Below are 2,904 nucleotides of genomic sequence, written 5' to 3'. Positions count from 1 at the left end.
GCCAGCCCTTTCAGGTCTTTTTGGGCGACCCCCAGTCCGTCGGACAGGGCCTTCATGATCCGCTGACCGGATTGGGCGACCGAGTTAAAGTCCTGCCCCCGGAGCACGCCGCGCCCCAACGCCTGCGATAACTGAACGATCAATGAGGAGGTTTCTTCGGCGGACGCCCCGGACACTTGTAAACCGGTTGCCAGAGCATCCGTCAGGGACAGGATATCCTGGGTCGAATAACCGTATTCCCGCAAGGCACTGGCGACGCGGGTGAACAGGCTGGCATTGGACTCAAAGGTCGAGCCGGTATACTGACTGATCCGCAGCAACCCTTGCTGGGCCTGAGTGAAATCCTCCGTGGAGGTTGTGGCCAACTTGATGCGGGCATTCAGGGAGTTGTAATTGTCCGCCATGCTGATCAGGCGTCCGGTCGCAAACAGCCCGGCAAACGCGCCCGCCAGCCCTTTGGCCGTGTCCTTGACCGAGACCAGTTGACTGTTCAGATCCCGCAGGGCCTGCTGACTGTCCCGACTCGCCGCCGAGGCCTGCCGCCCGCCCTTTTCCATGACTTTGTAGTAATCCGCCCCCATCCGGGAGGCGCGGGCAATCTCGGACTGAAACGAGCTGGAATTGGCTGAAATTTTAATAATCAGTTCACGCAATTTTGCCATTGAGGTCACTCACGATAAATTAGACAGAAAAGCTTCCAGATCGGCGGCGTTGTCGGGGGGAGTCTCCGCCTCACCCCAGTGCAGCAGGGTGTCCTGCAGGCTGACCTTGCCCCCTTGCGACTGGTACACGGCGGCGGTGATTTGGGCGGCCTGAATGTCACCACGCCGATCCCCCAGCGGACTCAACCGGTCATACTCCAGCCAGAGTTGCAACTCACTGGCGCTCAGGCCAGCTTGCAACTCCTGTAAGGTTTTGCCGAGCCGCAGTGCCAGTGTCATCAGGAAGAAGGTGGCGGGGGCCTTTACTTTTTTTCCGCGTCCGCCGGTGAGGTCATCAGGTCCAGCGCCTGATGCAGCAGACGACTGTGGACCGGGCCATAAATGCCGGTCACCGTATCCGCATCGTCGGGGGTAAAGACCGGATCGCCGTGCGCATCCCGCAGGACGTCAATAAACAGCATCACGTCGCCCCGGATATTGCGGTGCGTTTTCTCCGCGACGGACAGGGCGTTTTCTGCCTCCTCCCCAGCGGGGGAAACGAGGGCCTGCCAACTAGCCCAAGCCCCCGCAGAGGGTTCGCGCAGGATCACAGCAACATCGCCCCATTCCGGTACCGTCACGGTTTTACGGCGAAATCCGGCACCGGGTGCCAATGCCAGCGCCCGTAAATCTTTCTTTGCCTTTGCCATGTGATTTATCCTTGTGGGGTGTCTTTAGTTAAAGTGGCTGCCGCTTGCTTGAGCGGGACGGGCTTGCCTTTCAGGCGCAGCGTGAAGGAAGCGGTCACCAACCCACTGGCGGTCACGCTCCATGAGTTCTGGCGCACTTCGGCCAAAAAGGCGTAGCCATTGCCGGTCGGGAATTCCACCTTAAACGCATGCAGATCATCGGTATCGTAAGCATGGCGCAGCGTATCTTGTCCGATCTCCTCCGCTGACCAGTTACCGGACAGGGTGATTTCCCCCGGAGCCGCCAGACCGTTGGTCATCTCCTGTTCGGTTGAGCACAGGGTGGTGACCTCAATGTCACTCTTCTGCCCCCCGGTGTAGCTGAGTTCCTTGGTGGTGCAATCAATGGACTGCCAGACGGCCGTGACCGGGTTTGCTTCGGTGGCCGCCTTGGCCGAAATACTCACTTTCGTGCCTTGGGCTTTTTCGTATTTACTGCTCATCGGGAATTCTCCAGAAATAAAAAAACCGTCCGCAGACGGTCAGGGGAAAGGGGTTATTACTGCCAGAGTTGGCATTCCAGTGTGGCACGGTACAGCCCCGTGTCAGACTCGTAACCGTGGATTTCGCTCAGTTGGGTCGGTTTAAGCGGCATAAGGGCTATTCTGGCCTTATCTCGTATCATCCGCGCCGCATCAATGGTCAGAGCGTAGACATCAATTTGCAGGGTGTTCAGTTGCCCGGCCTGCCCGTTCAGCACATCCTGCTCAATACTGTAGAGCGAGAACACACACCACGGCGGGGCCACCGGTGGCTCGGACTGGGGCGCGACATAGGGAAAGACCTGATCGGGCAGCACCTGAGCCAGTAAGGGGAAAATATCCGCTTCGGTCATTTCGACAGCACCTCATCAATCGCCTGATTCAGCCGTTTCATCGCAAATTCGGCCGCCTCATCCGATTTACGGTCAAACGCGGGACGAATAAACGGTTGCGGCGCCATCTTTGAGGTGCCGTCCTCCAGAAAGCGCCAGTAATACGCGTTGCGCGGGTCATTGGCCTTCATGGATTTATCGCTGTTGGTGCCTTTGGCGTTCGCCCCCCGGACATACACCCCGGCAGAGACTTCTCCCTTGCGGCTTTTCCGGTTAGACGCCACGATGTTACGCGCCAGTTTGCCTGTGCGTTTCGGCGCTTTCTGCCGGGCTTCGTCACGCAACACCGTCGCCCCGGCATAAGTCGCCTGCCGCAACACCTTAGTATTCCCGGCTTTGCTGAGCAGTTCCAGATCCCGCGCAATGTCCCGTAACCCGGAGAAATCCAGATCGGTCACTATCATGATTTCACCCCCTGCTTGCCCAGTAATTCCAGTTGAGTACGTTTGGGGTCAGGAATGACGGCCTGAATGTCGTAAACCTGATCCCGAAACACCATCCGGTAAGCCGCCGTCACATCGCGGCGGTAACGCAACCAGACGCGCACCGTGACCTCGGCCATTTCCGCCCCGGCCGAGAGCAATTCCCGCCCACTGAGGTGCTTGACCTCCGCCCAGACCGTGGCAACGTCCTGCCATTC

7 protein-coding genes are annotated in these 2,904 nt (G+C 58.7%); all 7 read right to left on the bottom strand.

What is annotated here, in order from left to right; translation table 11 throughout:
* The coding region (locus Xhom_RS48915) for a tape measure protein (RefSeq protein WP_145957433.1) at nt 1–662 on the bottom strand (662 nt) is incomplete at its 3' end.
* A gap of 9 nt (nt 663–671) precedes the next feature.
* Complete coding sequence (locus Xhom_RS48910; protein ID WP_069315767.1) at nt 672–941, bottom strand: phage tail assembly protein T; 270 nt, start codon at nt 939–941, stop codon at nt 672–674.
* A 23-nt stretch (nt 942–964) separates the two neighbouring features.
* On the bottom strand, nt 965–1,351 hold the full coding sequence (locus Xhom_RS48905; RefSeq protein WP_069315766.1) for a phage tail assembly chaperone: 387 nt from the start codon (nt 1,349–1,351) through the stop codon (nt 965–967).
* A gap of 5 nt (nt 1,352–1,356) precedes the next feature.
* Complete coding sequence (locus tag Xhom_RS48900) at nt 1,357–1,833, bottom strand: phage tail tube protein (protein ID WP_069315765.1); 477 nt, start codon at nt 1,831–1,833, stop codon at nt 1,357–1,359.
* Between the two features lie 56 nt (nt 1,834–1,889).
* Complete coding sequence (locus Xhom_RS48895) at nt 1,890–2,225, bottom strand: hypothetical protein (RefSeq protein ID WP_069315764.1); 336 nt, start codon at nt 2,223–2,225, stop codon at nt 1,890–1,892.
* Nucleotides 2,222–2,668, bottom strand: coding sequence for an HK97-gp10 family putative phage morphogenesis protein (locus Xhom_RS48890; protein ID WP_069315763.1), 447 nt, complete (start codon nt 2,666–2,668; stop codon nt 2,222–2,224). The genes Xhom_RS48895 and Xhom_RS48890 overlap by 4 nt, the downstream gene beginning before the upstream one ends.
* Nucleotides 2,665–2,904 (bottom strand): phage head closure protein (locus Xhom_RS48885; RefSeq protein WP_099139665.1); only part of this gene is annotated, 240 nt, incomplete at its 5' end. The genes Xhom_RS48890 and Xhom_RS48885, both read right to left, overlap by 4 nt.

It is taken from the genome of Xenorhabdus hominickii (assembly GCF_002632725.1).
In the GTDB taxonomy this organism is placed as follows: Bacteria; Pseudomonadota; Gammaproteobacteria; order Enterobacterales; family Enterobacteriaceae; genus Xenorhabdus; species Xenorhabdus hominickii.
The sequence above is the reverse complement of the archived record's forward strand: the minus strand, read 5'-3'. Positions and strand labels throughout refer to the sequence as shown.

Bases quoted from the DNA above. Each gene is read 5' to 3' on its own strand.
- Xhom_RS48910 (WP_069315767.1), bottom strand. From the start codon at position 941: ATGACACTGGCACTGCGGCTCGGCAAAACCTTACAGGAGTTGCAAGCT.
- Xhom_RS48905 (WP_069315766.1), bottom strand. From the start codon at position 1,351: ATGGCAAAGGCAAAGAAAGATTTACGGGCGCTGGCATTGGCACCCGGT.
- Xhom_RS48900 (WP_069315765.1), bottom strand. From the start codon at position 1,833: ATGAGCAGTAAATACGAAAAAGCCCAAGGCACGAAAGTGAGTATTTCG.
- Xhom_RS48895 (WP_069315764.1), bottom strand. From the start codon at position 2,225: ATGACCGAAGCGGATATTTTCCCCTTACTGGCTCAGGTGCTGCCCGAT.
- Xhom_RS48890 (WP_069315763.1), bottom strand. From the start codon at position 2,668: ATGATAGTGACCGATCTGGATTTCTCCGGGTTACGGGACATTGCGCGG.